This window comes from Mycobacterium sp. THU-M104, from assembly GCF_049197365.1.
Lineage (GTDB): Bacteria > Actinomycetota > Actinomycetes > Mycobacteriales > Mycobacteriaceae > Mycobacterium.
This window is the reverse complement of sequence record NZ_JBMIOP010000035.1, coordinates 24738-43889: the sequence shown is the minus strand read 5'-3', so window position 1 is coordinate 43889 and position 19152 is coordinate 24738. Positions and strand designations below refer to the sequence as shown.

Annotated in this window: 21 protein-coding genes; 14 read left to right on the top strand and 7 right to left on the bottom strand. The window is 68.8% G+C overall.

What is annotated here, in order from left to right:
• From thyX to ACOJVU_RS03520, 3 genes are all read left to right on the top strand, one after another.
• Positions 1 to 654: FAD-dependent thymidylate synthase (thyX, locus tag ACOJVU_RS03530; RefSeq protein WP_421528510.1), on the top strand; the 654-nt coding region annotated here is incomplete at its 5' end.
• Positions 655 to 723: 69 nt separating this feature from the next.
• Positions 724 to 1626, top strand: a complete 903-nt coding sequence (dapA, locus tag ACOJVU_RS03525; RefSeq protein ID WP_421528509.1) for a 4-hydroxy-tetrahydrodipicolinate synthase — start codon at positions 724 to 726, stop codon at positions 1624 to 1626.
• Positions 1627 to 1633: 7 nt separating this feature from the next.
• Entirely contained in the window at positions 1634 to 3322 is a 1689-nt protein-coding gene (locus tag ACOJVU_RS03520; RefSeq protein ID WP_421528508.1) for a ribonuclease J, read from the top strand.
• Positions 3323 to 3326: 4 nt separating this feature from the next.
• Here ACOJVU_RS03520 and ACOJVU_RS03515 read toward each other — a convergent pair whose 3' ends face one another.
• From ACOJVU_RS03515 to ACOJVU_RS03505, 3 genes are read right to left on the bottom strand one after another with little or no spacing between them, the layout of a single operon-like run.
• Positions 3327 to 4199, bottom strand: a complete 873-nt coding sequence (locus tag ACOJVU_RS03515) for an SAM-dependent methyltransferase (protein ID WP_421528507.1) — start codon at positions 4197 to 4199, stop codon at positions 3327 to 3329.
• Positions 4200 to 4204: 5 nt separating this feature from the next.
• A complete protein-coding gene (locus ACOJVU_RS03510) occupies positions 4205 to 5023 on the bottom strand; it encodes a mycofactocin-coupled SDR family oxidoreductase (protein ID WP_421528515.1) in 819 nt (272 codons plus the stop codon).
• Positions 5024 to 5046: 23 nt separating this feature from the next.
• On the bottom strand, positions 5047 to 5361 hold the full coding sequence (locus tag ACOJVU_RS03505; protein WP_421528506.1) for a putative quinol monooxygenase: 315 nt from the start codon (positions 5359 to 5361) through the stop codon (positions 5047 to 5049).
• Between the two features lie 180 nt (positions 5362 to 5541).
• On the opposite strand from ACOJVU_RS03505, the gene ACOJVU_RS03500 reads away from it, so the two are divergent.
• Positions 5542 to 8088 carry a DNA translocase FtsK 4TM domain-containing protein gene (locus ACOJVU_RS03500; RefSeq protein ID WP_421528505.1) on the top strand — a complete coding sequence of 849 codons (2547 nt, stop codon included), beginning with the start codon at positions 5542 to 5544 and terminating at the stop codon, positions 8086 to 8088.
• A gap of 6 nt (positions 8089 to 8094) precedes the next feature.
• Here the strand turns inward: ACOJVU_RS03500 and ACOJVU_RS03495 are convergent, their stop codons facing one another.
• Positions 8095 to 8619 carry an amino-acid N-acetyltransferase gene (locus ACOJVU_RS03495; RefSeq protein ID WP_421528504.1) on the bottom strand — a complete coding sequence of 175 codons (525 nt, stop codon included), beginning with the start codon at positions 8617 to 8619 and terminating at the stop codon, positions 8095 to 8097.
• 56 nt (positions 8620 to 8675) lie between these two features.
• On the opposite strand from ACOJVU_RS03495, the gene pgsA reads away from it, so the two are divergent.
• The 4 genes from pgsA (at position 8676) to pspM (ending at position 11622) form a co-directional block, all read left to right on the top strand.
• Positions 8676 to 9266, top strand: coding sequence for a CDP-diacylglycerol--glycerol-3-phosphate 3-phosphatidyltransferase (gene pgsA / locus ACOJVU_RS03490; protein WP_421528503.1), 591 nt, complete (start codon positions 8676 to 8678; stop codon positions 9264 to 9266).
• A gap of 162 nt (positions 9267 to 9428) precedes the next feature.
• The gene (gene clgR, locus ACOJVU_RS03485; protein ID WP_421528502.1) at positions 9429 to 9767 is read left to right on the top strand and encodes a transcriptional regulator ClgR; all 339 of its coding nucleotides are present in this window, start codon (positions 9429 to 9431) and stop codon (positions 9765 to 9767) included.
• Between the two features lie 195 nt (positions 9768 to 9962).
• Positions 9963 to 10775 carry a phage shock protein PspA gene (gene pspA, locus ACOJVU_RS03480; protein ID WP_421528514.1) on the top strand — a complete coding sequence of 271 codons (813 nt, stop codon included), beginning with the start codon at positions 9963 to 9965 and terminating at the stop codon, positions 10773 to 10775.
• Positions 10776 to 10806: 31 nt separating this feature from the next.
• Positions 10807 to 11622 carry a phage shock envelope stress response protein PspM gene (gene pspM / locus ACOJVU_RS03475; protein ID WP_421528501.1) on the top strand — a complete coding sequence of 272 codons (816 nt, stop codon included), beginning with the start codon at positions 10807 to 10809 and terminating at the stop codon, positions 11620 to 11622.
• A gap of 51 nt (positions 11623 to 11673) precedes the next feature.
• Here the strand turns inward: pspM and ACOJVU_RS03470 are convergent, their stop codons facing one another.
• Positions 11674 to 12105, bottom strand: a complete 432-nt coding sequence (locus ACOJVU_RS03470; protein ID WP_421528500.1) for a limonene-1,2-epoxide hydrolase — start codon at positions 12103 to 12105, stop codon at positions 11674 to 11676.
• 66 nt (positions 12106 to 12171) lie between these two features.
• Here ACOJVU_RS03470 and ACOJVU_RS03465 point away from each other — a divergent pair, with 66 nt between their 5' ends.
• The 4 genes from ACOJVU_RS03465 to recX all read left to right on the top strand — a co-directional run bounded on the left by ACOJVU_RS03465 (position 12172) and on the right by recX (position 16541).
• On the top strand, positions 12172 to 13341 hold the full coding sequence (locus tag ACOJVU_RS03465; RefSeq protein WP_421528499.1) for a glycosyltransferase: 1170 nt from the start codon (positions 12172 to 12174) through the stop codon (positions 13339 to 13341).
• 22 nt (positions 13342 to 13363) lie between these two features.
• A complete protein-coding gene (locus ACOJVU_RS03460; RefSeq protein ID WP_421528498.1) occupies positions 13364 to 13558 on the top strand; it encodes a DUF3046 domain-containing protein in 195 nt (64 codons plus the stop codon).
• A gap of 357 nt (positions 13559 to 13915) precedes the next feature.
• On the top strand, positions 13916 to 16048 hold the full coding sequence (gene recA, locus ACOJVU_RS03455) for an intein-containing recombinase RecA (protein ID WP_421528497.1): 2133 nt from the start codon (positions 13916 to 13918) through the stop codon (positions 16046 to 16048).
• On the top strand, positions 16017 to 16541 hold the full coding sequence (gene recX, locus ACOJVU_RS03450; RefSeq protein ID WP_421528496.1) for a recombination regulator RecX: 525 nt from the start codon (positions 16017 to 16019) through the stop codon (positions 16539 to 16541). The genes recA and recX overlap by 32 nt, the downstream gene beginning before the upstream one ends.
• Here recX and ACOJVU_RS03445 read toward each other — a convergent pair.
• Entirely contained in the window at positions 16538 to 16735 is a 198-nt protein-coding gene (locus tag ACOJVU_RS03445; protein WP_421528495.1) for an OsmC family protein, read from the bottom strand. The genes recX and ACOJVU_RS03445 overlap by 4 nt on opposite strands.
• Positions 16735 to 16941 carry a hypothetical protein gene (locus ACOJVU_RS03440; protein ID WP_421528494.1) on the bottom strand — a complete coding sequence of 69 codons (207 nt, stop codon included), beginning with the start codon at positions 16939 to 16941 and terminating at the stop codon, positions 16735 to 16737. The genes ACOJVU_RS03445 and ACOJVU_RS03440 overlap by 1 nt, the downstream gene beginning before the upstream one ends.
• Before the next feature lie 67 nt (positions 16942 to 17008).
• Between ACOJVU_RS03440 and miaB the strand changes: the two genes are divergently transcribed.
• Together miaB and ACOJVU_RS03430 are read left to right on the top strand one after the other, a co-directional pair.
• A complete protein-coding gene (miaB, locus tag ACOJVU_RS03435; RefSeq protein ID WP_421528513.1) occupies positions 17009 to 18502 on the top strand; it encodes a tRNA (N6-isopentenyl adenosine(37)-C2)-methylthiotransferase MiaB in 1494 nt (497 codons plus the stop codon).
• On the top strand, positions 18499 to 19152 hold the full coding sequence (locus ACOJVU_RS03430; RefSeq protein WP_421528493.1) for a hypothetical protein: 654 nt from the start codon (positions 18499 to 18501) through the stop codon (positions 19150 to 19152). The genes miaB and ACOJVU_RS03430 overlap by 4 nt, the downstream gene beginning before the upstream one ends.

The following is a 19152-nucleotide window of genomic DNA, read 5'->3' as shown; positions in this document are numbered from 1 at the left end:
GCGCTGGTCGAGTTCGCCGGCCGCGCCTGCTACCAGAGCTGGTCGAAGCCCAACCCGAAGACCGCGACCAACGCCGGCTACATCAAGCACATCATCGACGTCGGGCACTTCTCGGTGCTCGAGCATGCCAGCGTCTCGTTCTACATCACCGGCATCTCGCGGTCGTGCACGCACGAGCTGATCCGCCACCGGCACTTCTCGTACTCGCAGCTGTCGCAACGCTATGTGCCGGAAGGGGACTCGCGGGTCGTCGTACCGCCGGGCCTGGAAGATGACCCCGAGCTGCGGCAGCTGCTGACCGATGCCGCCGACGCCAACCGCGCCGCCTACGCCCGACTGCTGGCCGGACTGGAGGCCACGTTCTCCGACCAGCCCAACGCGGTGCTGCGGCGTAAGCAGGCCCGGCAGGCCGCTCGCGCCGTGCTGCCCAACGCCACCGAGACCCGCATCGTCGTGACGGGCAACTACCGCGCCTGGCGGCACTTCGTGGCCCAGCGGGCCAGCGAGCACGCCGACGTGGAAATCCGGCGGCTGGCCATCGCGTGCCTGCGCCTGCTCGCCGGGGTGGCCCCCGCGGTTTTCGCGGACTTCGAGATCTCCACGCTGGCTGACGGCACCGAGGTGGCCACCAGTCCGCTGGCCACCGAGGCCTGAGCCGCCGGGGGTGCGACCCGGCCCGCGCCGTCGCCAAACCTCTTGCCTGCGCCAGGTAACCTGATCACCGTGAGTATGGCCGGATTCGACGTCCCCGCACGGTTGGGAACACTGCTGACCGCGATGGTGACGCCGTTTGACGCCGACGGCTGCTTGGACACGGCCGCCGCGGCCCGACTGGCGAACCACCTGGTGGACGCCGGGTGCGACGGTTTGGTGGTATCGGGAACCACCGGCGAGTCGCCGACCACGACCGACGACGAGAAACTGGAGTTGCTGCGCGTCGTGCTCGAGGCGGTGGGCGACCGGGCCCGCGTCGTCGCCGGGGCGGGCACCTATGACACCGCTCACAGCGTCCGGTTGGCCAGGGCGTGCGCGGCCGAGGGTGCGCACGGGCTGCTGGTGGTCACGCCGTACTACTCGAAGCCGCCGCAGAGCGGGCTGATCGCGCATTTCAGCGCCGTGGCCGACGCGACCGAACTGCCGATGCTGCTCTACGACATCCCCGGGCGTTCCGTGGTGCCCATCGAAGTCGGCACGCTGCGCACGCTGGCATCGCACCCCAACATCGTCGGCGTCAAGGACGCCAAGGCCGATCTGCACGGCGGTGGCCAGGTGATCGCCGAGACCGGGCTGGCCTACTATTCCGGCGACGACGCGCTGAATCTGCCCTGGCTGGCGATGGGCGCCATCGGCTTCATCAGCGTGATCTCCCATGTGGCGGCCGGTCAGTTACGAGAGTTGTTGTCCGCCTTCTCCTCCGGGGACATCGCCACGGCCCGCAAGATCAACGTCAGCCTCGGCCCGCTGTGCAACGCGATGGCCCGCCTGGGCGGGGTGACGATGTCCAAGGCGGGTGTGCGCCTGCAGGGCATCGACGCCGGTGATCCCCGGCTGCCCCAGATGGCGGCCACCCCCGCCCAGATCGACGCGCTGGCGGACGACATGCGCGCCGCCGGGGTGCTCAGGTGAGCCGGCAGTGGAGGTAGACCTCGCCCCCCCGGGGCCTTTGGCCGCAGGCGGTTTGCGCGTCACCGCGCTGGGCGGCATCAACGAGATCGGCCGCAACATGACCGTTTTCGAGCATCTGGGCCGGCTGCTGATCATCGACTGCGGGGTGTTGTTCCCCAACCACGACGAACCCGGCGTCGACCTGATTCTGCCGGACCTGCGGCACATCGAGGACCGCCTCGACGACATCGAGGCCGTGGTGCTCACCCACGCCCACGAGGACCACATCGGGGCGATCCCGTTCCTGCTCAAGCTGCGCCGGGACATCCCGATCGTCGGGTCGCGGTTCACCCTGGCGCTGGTCGCCGCGAAATGCCGCGAACACCGCATCAAGCCGGAGTTCGTCCAGGTCGCCGAGGGGCAACGCAGCACCCACGGGGTGTTCGAGTGCGAGTACTTCGCGGTCAACCACTCCATCCCGGACGCGCTGGCGATCGCGGTGCACACCGGCGCGGGCACCGTCCTGCACACCGGCGACATCAAGCTCGACCAGCTTCCCCTCGACGGCCGTCCCACCGACCTGCCGGGCATGTCGCGGCTGGGCTCGCGGCGCCATGGGGCCGGCGTGGACCTGTTCCTGTGCGATTCGACCAACGCCGACCATCCCGGCGTGGGGCCCTCGGAAAGCGAGGTGGGCCCCACCCTGCACCGGCTGATCCGGGGCGCCGGCGGCCGGGTCATCGTGGCGTGCTTCGCCTCCAACGTCGATCGCGTGCAACAGATCATCGACGCCGCCGTCGCGTTGGGCCGGCGGGTCTCTTTCGTCGGGCGTTCCATGGTGCGCAACATGGGGATCGCCCGCGACCTGGGATTCCTGCGGGTGGCCGATTCGGACGTGATCGACATCGGCGTCGCCGAGACGATGCCGCCCGAGCGCGTCGTGCTGATCACCACCGGCACCCAGGGTGAACCGATGTCGGCGTTGTCGCGGATGTCGCGCGGCGAGCATCGCAGCATCACGCTGACCGCGGGCGACCTGGTCATCCTGGCGTCGTCGCTTATCCCGGGCAACGAGGAAGCGGTTTACGGCGTCATCGACTCGCTGGCCAAGATTGGGGCTCGCGTGGTCACCAATGCCCAAGCGCGCGTGCATGTTTCTGGCCACGCGTATGCCGGGGAACTGCTGTTCTTGTACAACGGCGTGCGGCCGCGCCACGTCATGCCGGTGCACGGGACCTGGCGGATGCTGCGCGCCAACGCCAAGCTGGCCGCGAGTACGGGGGTGCCCGAGGAGTCGATCCTGTTGGCCGAGAACGGTGTCAGCGTCGACCTCGTCGCCGGGCGGGCCGCAATCGTGGGGGCGGTGCCGGTCGGCAAGATGTTCGTCGACGGGCTGATCACCGGCGACGTCGGCGATATCACCCTGGGCGAACGTCTCATCCTGTCGTCGGGATTCTTGGCGGTGACGGTGGTGGTGCGGCGCGGCACCGGGCGTCCGGTGGGGACGCCGCACCTGTTGTCCCGCGGGTTCTCCGAGGATCCCAAGGCGCTCGAGCCGGTGGTGCGCCGGATCGAGGCGGAGCTGGAGTCCCTGATGGCCGACAACGTCACCGAACCCGCGCGGATCGCCCAGGCGGTGCGGCGCACCGTGGGCAAGTGGGTGGGCGAGACCTACCGGCGGGCGCCGATGATCGTGCCGACGGTCATCGAGGTCTGAGGCGCTAGACCTTTTCCGCGAAGGCCGACCACTCCAGTCCCGAGGTCTTGAGTTTGCGACCGGTGGGCGCGACGTATCGCTGCGCGAGTTCGTCGGGCCCGGCCTGGTCCACCAGGCGCCAGCCGTACTCGCCGAGAAACGCGTCGACTTCGTCGGGTTGCAAGCCGAACTGCCACAGTTGCTGCCGCTGGCGGACCTTGCGGTACAGCGTTCGGGTGCCATACCGGTTCGTGCCGTCGATGAAATCGCCACGGACGTAGGTGAACACGAAGCGGCTACCCGGCGCGGCCGCGCGCAGCCCCTCCATCGTCCGGCGAATGGTGGCGGGGGTGAGGTATTGAGTGACCCCTTCGCAGATGAAGAAGACGCGGTAACCGGTGCTGTAGCCGTGCTCGGCGAGTGCGGTGAGCAAATCGTCGTGCTCGAGGTTCAGCGCCACCAACCGAACCGACAGCGGTGGCTCGCCCAGCACCCGGCGGACCGTCTTGAACTTGCGGGCGACGTTCACCGGCAGGTCGACCTCGAAAACCGGGATGCGGACTCGCCGTGTCAGCAGATAGGCGCGGGTGTCCAGCCCCGCCCCGAGGATGACGACGGCCTCGATGTCATCGAGCGACTCGTTGAGCTTGTCGGCGGTGAAACGCTTGCGGCAGGCCAGATTCGCCCACAGCCCAGGGCCGGTGAACTCCGAGGCGCGGATCATCAGATGACGAACCGGCGCGAACCGCGTCGCACCGACCAGCCAGCGCAGCGGGGCGGGCAGAAAGAGCTCGGCGAAATCGTCGTCCACCAGGCGGCGCCCCGACGGTTCGTTCTGCTCGACGGCGGCCAACACCGCGGGGCCGAACGCCGTCTGTACTACCGATTTTTGGGTCATGGCCGCTACTTGTTCACGAAGCCCGCATCGACCGGCAAGGTGACACCGGTGACGTAGCGGGCCTGGTCGGACACCAGCCAGGCCACCGCGTTGGCGATGTCCTCGGCTTCCAGCACCTCCACCGGCATGGCGTTGCCCATGGCGCCCGGCGTGTTGGTCGCGGCGGCCATCTTGGCCAGCCACTCCCGGGTGAACTCGTTGTTGATCATCGGGGTCTCGACACCGGAGGGATGGACCGAGTTGACCCGGATGTACTGCGAGGCAAGCAGGTTCGCGTAGACCCGCATCAAGCCGACCACCCCGTGCTTGGCTGCGGCGTAGCCCACCGAACCTGCGTCCGGGCTGCCGACGCCGGCCAGCCCGGCCGATGAGCTGATCAGCACGATCGAACCGCCGCTGCCCTGGGAAACCATCGTCGGTATCGCGACCTTGATCGTGTTGTAGACACCGGTGAGGTTCACGTCGATGACGTCGCGCCAGCCTTCGTCACCGGACTGCATGGGGGCGATACCGGCATTGGCGACGACGATGTCGAGCCGGCCGAACGTGTCGAGGCCCGCCTGCAGCGCCGAGGACAGCGACGCCCGGTCGCGCACGTCTCCGCGAGCGGCGACGATCCGGGAGCCGGCGTCTTCGACGAGCGTGACGGTCGCCGCGAGGTCCTGCGGGGTCGCCAGGGGGTAGGGGACGCTGGCGATCTGCTCGCACAGATCGACCGCGATGATGTCCGCGCCGTCGGAGGCCAGCCGGACGGCGTGCGCGCGGCCCTGGCCGCGCGCCGCACCGGTGATGAAGGCGACCTTTCCCTCCAGAGGTCTCCTCAGCGGCCCGTCCGGGCCACGGCCCGTCACGCGCGCAACTGTCCCTTGGCGCGGTCGCCGGCAGGAACCGGCTGCAGCATCTTGATGTCGGGCGCTCCGGCCAGGTGCTCGCCGATCGCGGTGAACATCGTGGCGACCGCGGGCGCGGTGCTGTGCGCCTTGAGCGCCTCCTCGTCGGCCCACTGCTCGACGAAGACGAAGGTTTCGCCCGTCTGGTGCAGCGAGTACAGCTGGCACCCGGGCTCGCCGTGCACTTCCTCGACCGAGGCGGTGAGGATGTCGCGGGCGGTCTCGACCGACTCGGGTTTGACGGTCATGGTGGCGACGACGACGACGGGCATGCTGAGGCCTCCTGGCGATCCGTGAATTGCTGGGTGTGTTGCGGGCGGGCATGACGTGGATCACCCTACTCACGGGTCTCGGGGGCCCGTCCTGCGCGGGGCCGCCCCGGGGCCGGCGACGGAATCGTTACCAGTGTGGCGGGTGGTGCAGATGTTGTCTTTGCGACTACCCTGAATGCCATGTCCAGTAAGACCGTCGCCCGTTCCGGTAGCCGAACGAGCAGGTCAAAGCCCACTTCGCGGGGCGGTACCCGCAGTGCGCGGCCTGCGCCCCCCCGCAAGAAGGTGAACCGGCCGGGCCCGCGGCGTAACCGGTCACTCCTGGTCGCCGCGGGGCTGAGCGGCGGCCGGGCCATGCGCGCGGCCTGGCTGATCACCGCACGGGGCGCCGGTGGCGCGGCGCGGTCGATCGGACGGGCCCGTGATGTGGAGCCGGGGCACCGCCGCGACGGTGTCGCGCTGGTCCTGCTCGGCGTCTCGGTCGTGGTCGCGGCGAGCTCGTGGTTCGACGCCGCGCGCCCGGTGGGCGCGTGGGTCGACGTGCTGTTGCGGACGTTCATCGGCTCGGGCGTCCTGCTGCTGCCGCTGGTCACCGCCGCGGCGGCGGTGACGCTGATGCGGACCCGGCCCGATGCCGACGCCCGGCCCAGGCTGATCCTCGGCGGCAGCCTGATCGTCCTGTCCTATCTCGGCCTGTGCCACCTGTGGTCCGGATCGCCGGAAGAACCCGACGCGCGCCGCAGCGCGGCCGGTTTCATCGGGTTCGCCATCGGCGGGCCGCTGCGAGACGGGTTGACGGCCTGGATCGCTGCGCCACTGTTGTTCATCGGAGCCCTGTTCGGGCTGCTCCTGCTGACCGGCACCACGATCCGCGAGGTGCCCGAAGCCCTGCAGGACATGTTCGGCACCCGGCTGTTCCAGCGCGGCTATGTCGACGAGCCCGGCGACGACCCCGGCCGTTACGACGTCGAGCCCGGCTACGAGGCGTCCGCTGGGGCCGAGGACTTCTCCGACGGCTACTACGACGACCATCATGGCGACGGCGCCTTCCACCCCGACAACGAGCCGGCGGCGTGGCCTTCTGCAGGCGGTGCGGCCGCAACCGATCCGCCCCCGATCGAGGACGACGTGCCGACCGTCCCGGAACGGTCCACCCGGGGCCGCCGGCGCGGCAAGGCTGAGCAGGACAGCATCGAGCTGGACCGGGTGGTCGAGGGACCGTACACGTTGCCGTCGCTGAGTTTGCTGGTGGCGGGGGACCCGCCCAAGAAGCGCAGCGCCGCCAACAACGTCATGGCCGACGCGATCGGCGAGGTGCTCACCCAGTTCAAGGTCGATGCGGCCGTGACCGGCTGTACCCGCGGGCCCACCGTCACGCGTTACGAGGTGGAACTGGGGCCCGGCGTCAAGGTCGAGAAGATCACCGCGCTGCAGAAGAACATCGCCTATGCGGTCGCCACCGAGAGCGTGCGCATGCTGGCGCCTATCCCCGGCAAGTCCGCCGTCGGCATCGAGGTGCCCAACACCGACCGAGAAATGGTGCGGTTGGCTGACGTGCTCACCGCGTCGTCGACACGCCGTGACCACCACCCCCTGGTCATCGGGCTGGGCAAGGACATCGAAGGCGACTTCATCTCGGCGAATCTGGCCAAGATGCCGCACCTGCTGGTGGCCGGGTCAACCGGATCCGGCAAGTCCAGCTTCGTCAACTCCATGCTGGTCTCGCTGCTCGCCCGGGCCACGCCCGAGGAGGTCAGGATGATCCTGATCGACCCGAAGATGGTGGAACTCACGCCGTATGAAGGCATTCCGCACCTGATCACGCCGATCATCACCCAGCCCAAGAAGGCCGCCGCCGCACTGGCGTGGCTGGTCGAGGAGATGGAACAGCGCTACCAGGACATGCAGGCCTCGCGGGTGCGCCACATCGACGACTTCAATGCCAAGGTGCGTTCCGGTGCCATTACGGCACCGCTGGGCAGCCAGCGCGTATACCGGCCATACCCTTACGTCGTCGCGATCGTCGACGAGCTGGCCGACCTGATGATGACCGCGCCGCGCGACGTCGAGGACGCCATCGTGCGCATCACCCAGAAGGCGCGGGCGGCCGGCATCCACCTGGTGCTGGCCACGCAGCGACCCTCGGTCGACGTCGTCACCGGCCTGATCAAGACCAACGTACCGTCGCGGCTGGCGTTCGCCACCTCGTCGCTCACCGACAGCCGGGTGATCCTGGACCAGGCCGGCGCGGAGAAGCTGATCGGCATGGGCGACGGCCTGTTCCTGCCGATGGGTGCGGGCAAACCGATCCGGTTGCAGGGCGCGTTCATCACCGACGAGGAGATCCAAGCCGTCGTCAGCGCCTGCAAGGACCAGGCCGAACCCGAGTACACCGAGGGCGTCACCACCGCCAAACCGACCGGGGAGCGGACCGACTCCGATGGTCGGGACCCCGACATCGGCGACGACATGGACGTCTTCCTACAGGCAGTCGAGCTGGTGGTGTCCAGCCAGTTCGGGTCCACCTCCATGCTGCAGCGCAAGCTGCGGGTGGGGTTCGCCAAGGCGGGGCGTCTGATGGATCTGATGGAGACCCGCGGCATCGTCGGGCCGTCGGAGGGCTCCAAAGCGCGCGAGGTGCTGGTCAAGCCCGACGAGCTGGCCGGAACGCTGGCGTTGATCCGGGGCGGGAGCGACGCCGAGGGCGGCGATCCCGGCTCCGAATAGCGGCGGTCACAGCACCAGCAGCATCCGGGAGTTGCCGAGGATGTTGGGCTTGACGTAGCTCAAGTCCAGGAACTCGGCGACACCGATGTCGTAGGAGCGGCACATCTCCTCGAACACCTCCGCGGTGACCGGTGTGCCCTCAATCTCGGTGAATCCGTGCTTGCCGAAGAATTCGGTTTCGAAGGTCAGCACGAACAGTCGCTCCAGCTGCAGCTCGTGCGCGACCTGCAGGAGCCGGTCGACGATCGCGTGCCCGATGCCACGGCCGGTCATGGCGGGGTCGACCGCGACGGTGCGGATCTCGCCGAGGTCGGCCCACATCACGTGCAGCGCACCGCAGCCAACGACCTCGCCCGGTTTGTCGGCACATTCGGCGACCCAGAATTCCTGGATCGCCTCGTAGAGCGTCACCAGGTTCTTCTCCAGCAGGATCTTGCCCGCGTAGGTGTCGACGAGCCGCTTGATCGCGGGAACGTCGGAGGTGCGGGCACGCCGGACTGCCGGACGGTGGTCCTCAGGGCTTTCGGTCACGGGTAACAGTATCGACATCGGGGGCGTGTGAACTGGTCACCCGCTATTCTGATGCCGTGTCCGGGCACCCTCAAACGAGTCCGATCGCAGGTCGTGCCCGGATTGCCAACCTCGCCAATGTCCTCACCGGCCTGCGGTTGTTGCTTGTCCCGGTTTTCCTGCTCGTTCTTTTCCTCGGGGACGGTCACCAGACCGTCGGCCGTGTCGTGGCCTTCGGCATCTTCGCGGTGGCCGCCATCACCGACCGGTTCGACGGCCTGCTGGCGCGCAACTATGGCATGGCAACGGAATTCGGCGCTTTCGTGGATCCGGTCGCCGACAAGACGCTGATCGGCTCGGCGCTGATCGCACTGTCGATGCTGGGCGACCTGCCGTGGTGGGTGACGGTCGTGATCATGACCCGCGAAATCGGGGTCACGCTGCTGCGGCTGGCCGTGATCCGGCGCGGCGTCATCCCCGCCAGCTGGGGCGGCAAACTCAAGACCGTGGTCCAAGCCGTCGCAATCGGCCTGTTCGTGCTCCCGCTGTCGGGGCCTTTCCGGGTTGTGGCGGCCGCGGTGATGGCCGCCGCGATCGTGCTCACCGTGGTCACCGGGATCGACTACGTGATCTCGAGCGTCCGGGAAGTCCGGCGAACGCGCCGCTGATCGCGGGGACGCGAGCGGGAACCAACGTCACCGCCGCCGGCGTTGACCCTGTGACAAACCGGCACCACTGGACGAACCCGGACTGGACTAACCCGGACTGGACGAACCCGGACTGGACGAACCCGGACTGGACGAACCCGGACTGGACTGAAGGAGAGCAGGATGCCGCCATTGGTGCGTGAGGTGATCGGCGACGTGCTGCGCCGGGCCCGGATGACACAGGGCCGCACGCTGCGCGAAGTGTCCGATTCGGCGCGGGTGAGTCTCGGGTACCTCTCCGAGGTGGAGCGGGGCCGCAAGGAGCCTTCCAGCGAGTTGCTCAACGCGATCTGCGATGCGCTGGATGTGCCGCTGTCGGCGGTGCTCACCAAAGCCGGGGAGCGCATGGCGACCGAGGAGCGTGCTGTCCACCACGTACCGGGTGGCGGGCCCGCCACCCGGACCATCGACCCCGAGACCAAGGTCGTCATCGGATCGGTGGCGTCCCTGGCAGTGGCCTGAACGCCCGGATCGGGCGTTCCGGGGCCGAGCTGCAAAGGTGGGGCTATCGGTTCCGACCCGTTAAATTGAGCGACAGGGCGGACTGACGCACTCTGGCCGCGTCCGACACACGGCCGTCCGACACACGGCCGTCCGACACACGGCCGTCCGACACACGGCCCCTCCGGCCCACAGGAAGCGAAGGTGGAGCTACTCATGGCCAACCCGTTCGTCAAAGCGTGGAAGTACCTGATGGCGCTGTTCAACGCGAAGATCGACGAGCACGCCGACCCGAAAGTGCAGATTCAGCAGGCCATCGAGGAAGCCCAGCGCGCCCACCAGGCGCTGACCCAGCAGGCGGCGCAGGTGATCGGCAACCAGCGTCAGCTCGAGATGCGGCTCAACCGGCAGCTCGCCGATATCGAGAAGCTTCAGGTCAACGTCCGTCAGGCCCTGACGCTGGCCGACCAGGCCACGGCTGCCGGTGACGCCGCCAAGGCCACCGAGTACAACAACGCCGCCGAGGCGTTCGCGGCCCAGCTGGTGACCGCCGAGCAGAGTGTCGAGGACCTCAAGACGCTGCACGACCAGGCTCTGAGCGCGGCCGGCCAGGCCAAAAAGGCCGTCGAACAGAACGCGATGGTGCTGCAGCAGAAGATCGCCGAGCGCACGAAACTGCTCAGCCAGCTCGAGCAGGCCAAGATGCAGGAACAGGTGAGCGCCTCGCTGCGGTCGATGAGTGAGGTCGCCGCGCCGGGCAATGTGCCCAACCTCGACGAGGTGCGCGACAAGATCGAACGCCGCTACGCCAACGCGGTCGGTGCCGCCGAGCTCGCCAAGGGTTCCGTACAGGGCCGAATGCTCGAGGTCGAGCAGGCCGGCGTGCAGATGGCCGGCCATTCCCGGCTCGAACAAATCCGTGCCTCGATGCGGGGCGAAGCTCTGCCGACCGGCGGTTCCGCCGCCCCCCCAGCCACGCCCCCCGAGACCGCCGGACCGGCGGTGCCCGAGCAGCCGCTCGGCCAGTAGCGCGGGGCTTTCGGGACTTCGGGGGCTTGTGATGGCGGTGAAATCGACTCAGCGCGGGCCATGGCGTGCGCTGCTGCAGCGAGGTCTGGGCATCGCCGCGGAGCTCTCCGAGGTGCTGGCCCGACGGCTCGGCGGGGCGGTGGATCCCCGCGCGCGGCTGGTGCGCCGCCGCCGCCGCGCGCTGCGCTGGGGGCTGATCTTCAGCGCCGGGTGCCTGTTCTGGGCGGTGGTGACGGCGCTGCTGGCAGCCTGGGGCTGGTTCGCGCTGCTGCTGGAGGTCACCGGCGCCATCGCGGTCGTGCAGTCGATCCCGGCGACGTTGTTGCTGCTGCGCTACCGGTGGCTGCGGTCGGAGCCGCTGCCGCCGGGACAATCCGCGGGCGCCCGACGGCTGCCGCCGCCAGGTTCGGCGGCGCGTCCGGCGATGTACGCGCTGGGCGCCTCCGAACGCGGATTCCACTCGCTGGTGGGCGTGCTGGAGCGGGGAGCCCTGCTGCCGCCCACCGAAATCGACGACCTGACCTCGGCGGCGGACAGGGCCTCGACGGCCATGGCGGCCACCGCAGCGGAGGTGGTCTCGATGGAGCGGGCAGCGCGGCATTCGGAGTCGTCGCGGCCGCACCTGGTGGCCACCATCAACGTGTTCACCGCACAGTTGGCCGCCGGCGTTCGCCAGTACAACGAAATAGTTACCGCTGCAGCGCAATTGGTGTCTTCGGCGAATGCCTCGGGCGAGGCTTCCGCCGGACCGCGGCAGCGCTATCGTGCCGAGCTGGCGCAGGCCACCGATCGCCTGGTCGGGTGGGCGCAGGCATTCGACGAACTCGGCGGACTGCCCCGCAGCTGACGGCGGGAGCAGGCCGAGTGCTCCCCGGGTGTGCCCGCACCGCCGGCGGCGCTAAAACGTCGCTTTGAGCGAGGGCAGCACCAGCGCCGCGACACCGCGCACGGTTGCCTTCATCATGTCGAAGAAGTCGAAGTAGTCCCGCCACAACGTGATCCGCCCCGCGTGCACCTCGAACACGCCGCACACCCAGAACTGCAGTCGCAGCGGGCCGAAGATCAGCGCGTCGGTGCGTTCGGTCAGCACCGCGGCCCCGTCGGTGGCGATGCGGTGGATCTTCACCTCGAAGGCGGCGCGGCCCTCCATCCGGCGGAACAGCTTCATCGCCCTGGCGCGGCCGTGAATCGTGGGCAAACCGACGTTCTCGTAGACGAGGTCGTCGTCCAGCACGGCATCCGCGGTCGCGTAGTCCGCGTCCTGCAGGGCGTTCAGGAAACGCTCAACCGTGCGAGCGTTCGCCACGCCGGCGTCGGTCAGCTCGGTCATGCCTGTCAGCGTAGGCAAGGATGGCGGTGCCGCGCTGTGGCAGGGTGAAGTGGCAGGGTGAAGCGGATGCGCGTCGCCGTGGTCGCCGGGCCGGATCCCGGGCACTCGTTTCCTGCGATCGCGCTGTGTCGACGCTTCGCCGAGGCCGGCGACGACCCGACGCTGTTCACCGGGGCCGCGTGGCTCGATACCGCGCGCGCCGCCGGCCTGGACGTCGCAGTGCTGGAAGGCCTGGCCGCCACCGACGACGACCTGGACGCCGGGGCCCGAATTCACCGGCGCGCGGCGCGCATGGCTGTGCTCAACGCGCCGGTGCTGCGCGAGCTGGCGCCTGAGCTGGTGGTGTCCGACGTCATCACCGCGGGCGGCGGCATGGCCGCCGAGCTGCTGGGGATGCCCTGGATCGAGCTGAATCCGCATCCGCTCTACCTGCCGTCGACGGGTTTGCCGCCGATCGGCAGCGGTCTGGCCCCGGGCAGCGGGGTCCGCGGCCGGCTGCGAGACGCGGCGATGCACGCCCTGACCGCCCGGTCGTGGCGTGCCGGGCTGCGACAGCGGGCAACTGCCCGCGCCGAGATCGGGTTGCCGGCTCACGACCCCGGTCCGCTGCGACGCCTGATCGCCACGCTGCCGGCGCTGGAGGTGCCGCGTCCGGACTGGCCGGCCGAGGCCGTCGTTGTCGGCCCGCTGCACTTCGAGCCGACCGGGCGGGTACTGGAGATCCCCCCCGGCTCCGGCCCGGTCGTGGTGGTCGCCCCCTCGACCGCACTGATCGGGACCGAGGGTCTGGCCGAGTTCGCGCTGGGTTGCCTGATACCGGGCGAGACGTTGCCGGTGGGGTCGCGGGTGGTGGTCTCGCGGCTGGACGGCGCTGCGCTGCGGGTGCCGCCGTGGGCCGTGGTCGGGCTGGGCCGCCAGGACGAGTTGCTGATGCACGCGGACCTGGTGATCTGCGGTGGCGGTCACGGAACGGTGGCCAAGGCGCTGCTGGCCGGGGTCCCGCTGGTCGTGGTCCCCGGCGGCGGGGATCAGTGGGAGATCGCCAACCGGGTGGTCCGCCAGGGCAGCGGCCGGCTGGTCCGGCCGCTGACGGCCGACGCGCTGGTCGCCGCCGCCGCCGAGGTGCTGTCGTCGCCGGCGTGTCGCCGGGCCGCCCGCGCGGCCGCCGCCGGTCTCGCCGGCGTGCCCGATCCGGTGCGGGTCTGCCACGACGCGCTGGCGTTGGGGGCGGGCTGACCGGCTGGGTATGTTGGCGGGCGTGCGGCTAACAGAGTTCCATGAACGGGTCGTGTTGCGGTTCGGTGCCGCCTACGGGCCGTCGGTGCTGGCAGACCACGCGCTGACCGGCCTCGAGGGTCGGACCGCCACCCAGGCGATCGAGGAAGGCGTCGCGCCCCGCGACGTGTGGCGGGCATTGTGCGCCGACTTCGACGTGCCCCGCGACCAGTGGTGAGTCGAACTCTCGACAGCCTTGCCCCAAACTGCGTCCATGGTCGGTGCGGACCCGCGGATCGCGCCGTGACCGCAGGTTCGGCGCCCTAGAGGCCGCCAAAGGGCGCAGTCGCCGGTTTCCCTCAGTGTCAGGTCGGGGCCGTGTCAGGTCGGGCCGTGTCAGGTCGGGCCGTGTCAGGTCGGGCGCGACATCCCGACGAGATGTTCGGGCGCTCTGGCGTGTCCGCTTGAATCGAACAGGTGTTCGTCTAGGGTGGAACTGTTCGACGACGACAACAACTTGTCGGTGGCCATCTCTAGTGTCACGGCCAACCGACCGATATCGGTCCCGAACACACCGACCATAGGAGAAGGCACCATGGCGCAAGCCCCCGACCGCGAGAAGGCACTCGAACTGGCGATGGCCCAGATCGAGAAGAGCTACGGCAAAGGCTCGGTGATGCGTCTCGGCGACGAGATACGCCAGCCGATCTCGGTCATCCCGACCGGATCCATTGCGCTGGATGTGGCCCTGGGTATCGGCGGACTGCCCCGCGGCCGGGTCGTGGAGATCTACGGCCCGGAATCCTCGGGTAAGACCACTGTGGCGCTGCACGCGGTGGCCAACGCCCAGGCCGCCGGCGGCGTCGCGGCGTTCATCGACGCCGAGCACGCCCTTGACCCCGACTACGCCAAGAATCTCGGCGTGGACACCGATTCCCTGTTGGTCAGCCAGCCCGACACCGGGGAACAGGCCCTCGAGATCGCCGACATGCTGATCCGCTCCGGCGCCCTGGACATCCTGGTCATCGACTCCGTGGCGGCCCTGGTGCCGCGCGCGGAACTCGAAGGCGAGATGGGCGACAGCCATGTCGGCCTGCAGGCCCGGCTGATGAGCCAGGCGTTGCGGAAAATGACCGGCGCGCTGAACAATTCGGGCACCACCGCGATCTTCATCAACCAGCTCCGCGAAAAAATCGGTGTCATGTTCGGGTGCATGAACTACTCGACCCGGGTGGTCCTTGCTGACGGCTCCACCGAAAAGATCGGCAAGATCGTCAACAACAAGATGGACGTCGAGGTGCTGTCCTACGACCCCCAGACGGACCGGGTTGTGCCCCGCAAGGTGGTGAACTGGTTCAATAACGGGCCCGCCGAACAGTTTCTCCAGTTCACCGTCGAAAAGTCGAGTGGCAACGGCAAGTCCCAGTTCGCGGCGACACCCAACCACCTCATCCGCACACCGGGCGGCTGGAAGGAGGCCGGCGATCTCTTCACCGGTGATCGAGTGCTGGCCACTGAACCGCGTCGGCTCAGTGATCAACAGTTCCAGGTTGTGCTGGGATCGCTGATGGGTGACGGGAGCTTGTCGCCCAATCGGCACGATCGCAACGGTGTCCGTTTCCGGCTCGGGCACGGCGCCAAGCAGTCGGAGTACCTGCGGTGGAAGACCGCGTTGATGGGCAACATTCGGCATACGACGCGGCAGGATCCCAAGGGCGCTGGTTTTGTCGACTTCACCCCGCTGCCGGAGCTCGCCGAATTGCAGCGCGCGGTTTATCTCGGAGACGGTAAGAAGTTCTTCTCCGAGGAGTACCTCAAGTCGCTCACGCCACTGGCTCTGGCGATCTGGTACATGGACGGCGGATCATTCAGCTTGCGTTCCAAGGGCTTACAGAGACGTACCGCGGGTGGCAGTGGGCGCATCGAGATCTGCGTCGAGGCCATGACCGAAGGCACACGTGTACGGTTGCGCGACTATCTGTGTGCCACACACGGCTTGGATGTGCGCTTGCGACAGGTCGGCTCGGCCGGCAAGGCGATGCTAGTGTTCTCCACCGCTGCTACGGCGAAGTTCCAGGAGCTGGTCGCGCCGTACATGGCGCCGTCTATGGACGATAAGCTGCTGCCACGGTTCCGTGGCCAGCAGACGGTATCGCCACAGTTCGTCGAACCCACGCAGCAGTTGGTGCCGGCCCGTGTTCTCGATGTTCATGTCAAGCCGCACACTAGGTCCATGAATCGATTCGATATCGAGGTCGAGGGAAATCACAACTATTTCGTTGACGGAGTAATGGTGCATAACTCGCCCGAAACGACAACGGGTGGAAAGGCTTTGAAGTTCTACGCGTCGGTGCGCTTGGACGTGCGCCGGATCGAGACGCTCAAGGACGGCACCAACGCGGTCGGCAACCGCACCCGGGTCAAGGTCGTCAAGAACAAGGTTTCGCCGCCCTTCAAGCAAGCCGAGTTCGACATCCTCTACGGCCGGGGCATCAGCAGGGAAGGTTCGCTGATCGACATGGGCGTGGATCAGGGCTTCGTCCGCAAGTCCGGCTCCTGGTTCACCTACGAGGGCGAACAGCTGGGGCAGGGCAAGGAGAACGCCCGCAACTTCCTGGCCGAGAACGCCGACGTGGCCAACGAGATCGAGAAGAAGATCAAGGAAAAGCTCGGTATCGGCGCGGTCGTGACCGACGATGACGTCCTGCCCGCCCCCGTCGACTTCTGACTCCTCCCGCGAGGAGCAGGCGCGTGCGCTGTGCCTGCGCTTGCTCACCGGGAGAGCGCGCACCCGAGCCGAGTTGGCCACTGCGCTGGCCAAACGCGGATATCCCGGCGACGTCAGTGAACGGGTGCTCGACCGGCTGGCCGCCGTCGGCCTGATCGACGACGTCGACTTCGCCGAACAGTGGGTGCATTCCCGGCATGGGAAGGCCGCAAAAGGCAAGGCCGCGTTGGCCGTTGAGTTGCGCACCAAGGGGGTCGACAACGACGTGATCACCGCGGTGCTGGATGGGATCAAACCCGCTGAGGAGCGGGATAGGGCCGAGCGGCTGGTGCGGACCAGGCTGCGGCGCGAGGCACTGAACAACGCCCAGGACGAGGCCCGGCTCTGCCGCCGGCTGGTGGCGATGCTGTCGCGCCGTGGCTACGGTCAGACCCTGGCCTATGACGTGGTCAGCGTCGAGGTGGCCGCCGAACGGGGGCGCCGCCGGGTCTAACTGCCTGAGCCGGTTGCGAACTCAACCTCGGGCTCAACGTCGACCTCGGTGCGCAGTGAGTTGGTGATGTAGCAGTGCCGGTGCGCCAGTGCGACAAGGCGGTGGATCTGGTCGACGGTTGGGCCTGCCGCTACAACGATCCGCGGTCGCAGCGCGATCCGGGTGATGCTCGCCGGCTGGCCGTCATCGGGCATCACGCCCTCAGCGGCGTCGTCGTAGGCGAGTACGTCAATCCCCGCTCGCCGGGTCGCCCCAGGAAGGCCGGGTCGGCGGAGAGCACCAGCGAATCCGAAGCCGGATCGGCGGCCGCGGTGTGCTCCCGGCGATAGTGCCGGTAACCGCGCTGCGTCGAGCCGCTCCACTGACAGCGGGCGCGGTAGGTGTGCAGCGTCGTCGACATGCGCTGACCCTACCGAGGCCGGAGGCGCTGCCACGTCCCGTCGCCGTACCATGGCGTCGTGACTTCAATGGCGGCACCGGCGCGGACTTACCAGGTCCGAACCTACGGCTGCCAGATGAACGTCCACGACTCCGAGCGGCTGGCCGGTCTGCTGGAGGAGGCCGGTTACCGGCGGGCATGCGAGGGCGCAGACGCCGACGTCGTGGTGTTCAACACCTGTGCCGTGCGGGAGAACGCCGACAACAAGCTCTACGGCAACCTCAGCCACCTGGCGCCGCGCAAACGCGACAACCCCGACATGCAGATCGCCGTCGGTGGCTGCCTGGCCCAGAAAGACCGCGAAGCGCTGCTGCACAAGGCACCCTGGGTCGACGTCGTCTTCGGCACCCACAACATCGGGTCGTTGCCCACACTGCTGCAACGGGCCCGGCACAACCGGGTCGCCCAGGTGGAGATCGCCGATGCCCTCCAGCAATTCCCGTCGTCGCTGCCCACCGCCCGCGACTCGGCCTATGCCGCCTGGGTGTCGATCTCCGTCGGCTGCAACAACACCTGCACCTTCTGCATCGTCCCGGCGCTGCGCGGCAAGGAGGTCGACCGCAACCCGCACGACATCCTGGCCGAGGTGAGATCCCTGGTGGCCGAGGGCGTGCTCGAGGTCACCCTGCTCGGTCAGAACGTCAACGCCTTCGGGGTGTCGTTCGCCGATCCGGCGCAGCCCCGCGACCGGGGTGCGTTCGCCAAGCTGTTGCGCGCCTGCGGGCGCGTCGACGGACTGGAACGGGTTCGGTTCACCTCGCCGCACCCGGCCGAGTTCACCGACGACGTCATCGAGGCCATGGCCGAGACGCCGAATGTCTGCCCCGCCTTGCACATGCCCCTGCAGTCGGGGTCTGATCGCGTCCTGCGCGCGATGCGGCGTTCCTACCGAGCCGAGCGCTATCTCGGCATCATCGACCGCGTCCGAGCGGTGATGCCGCACGCGGCCATCACCACCGACCTGATCGTCGGCTTCCCCGGCGAGACCGAAGAGGATTTCGCGGCCACGCTCGACGTGGTGCGTCAGGCCCGGTTCGCCGCCGCGTTCACCTTCCAGTACTCGAAACGGCCGGGCACGGTCGCCGCCGGACTCGGGGGGCAGCTGCCGAAGGCCGTGGTGCAAGAACGCTACGAACGGCTGGTCGAGCTGCAGGAGCAGATCTCGCTGGAAGCCAACCGAGCCCTGGTCGGGCAGACCGTCGAATTGCTGGTGGCCGCCGGCGAGGGACGCAAGGACACCCACACGGCGCGGATGACCGGGCGGGCCCGCGACGGCCGGCTGGTCCACTTCGACGCGACTCGCGGCGCCGTCGGCCCGGTCCGGCCCGGCGACGTCGTGACCACGGTGCTCACCGCGGCCGCGCCGCATCACCTGATTGCCGACGCGGGCGTCGTGTTCCACCGCCGCACGCGGGCGGGCGATGCGCACGCCGCCGGGCGGCGCCCACGCGGCACCGGTCTCGGCATGCCCGCCGTCGGGCCGCCGACCGGCCCGACCGAACCACTCGGATGTGATCGATGACGAAGAGACAACGCACCCAGCTGGACGCGCTGCGCACCGAGATCGAGGCCGCCGAGCGCCGGGTGGCGCGTCAGATCGAGCCGGGCCCGCGCGGTTTCGTGATCTCGATCCTAATTTTCGTGCTGTTGGCCACGTTCATCCTCCCGCACACCGGTGACGTGCGCGGCTGGGACGTGCTGTTCAGCAGCCACGGTGCCGGGGCGGCCGCGGTCGCCCTGCCGTCGCGGGTGTTCGCCTGGCTGGCACTGGTGTTCGGGGTGGGCTTCTCGATGCTGGCACTGACGACGCGGCGCTGGGCGCTGGCCTGGATCGCGCTGGCGGGTTCGGCGCTCGCCTGCCCGACGGGGTTGTTGGCCGTCTGGTCGCGACAAACCGTGCCCGTCGGGCACCCGGGCCCGGGATGGGGTCTGATCGCCGCCTGGATCACCGTGATCGTGCTGACGTATCAGTGGGCACGCGTGGTGTGGTCGCGCACCATCGTGCAGCTCGCGGCCGAGGAGGAGCGGCGGCGGGCCGCGGCGCAGCAGCAGTCGATGACGTTGCTGGACGGCCTCGACAGGGCGGGTCGTCGCGACAACCTGGACGCTGACGGTGACCGGCAGGCCCCCCGGGGCGTCCCGGAGCCTCCGGATCAGCAGGAAGATCGCTGA